Below are 246 nucleotides of genomic sequence, written 5' to 3' on the forward strand. Positions count from 1 at the left end.
CGATGAGAGAAAAATAGTTGTTCTTCACAGCTTGTACAAAGAGATGACATTACAATATTCTCTTCTTTTATGCCTGATTGTACACATAATATACGATTAATTTCTTTTAAATTAATTGCGTACTGCCCATCAGAAATTTTTTTATAAGGGACAGAGCCGTTTACTACTTGCTCTGCTGCTGTTAACACTCGATCATCAACAACGTAACAACAAGATCCAATTGCTGGTCCAATTGCAACATGAATT

The 246-nt window shown here is 34.6% G+C and carries 1 protein-coding gene; it reads right to left on the minus strand.

Going from position 1 to position 246, the window contains the following annotated elements; translation table 11 throughout:
- A partial coding sequence (locus SB658_RS26515; RefSeq protein ID WP_410603477.1) for a laccase domain-containing protein occupies positions 1-246 on the minus strand: 246 nt, incomplete at both ends.

It is taken from the genome of Bacillus sp. SIMBA_008 (genome assembly GCF_046535495.1).
GTDB lineage: Bacteria > Bacillota > Bacilli > Bacillales > Bacillaceae > Bacillus > Bacillus subtilis.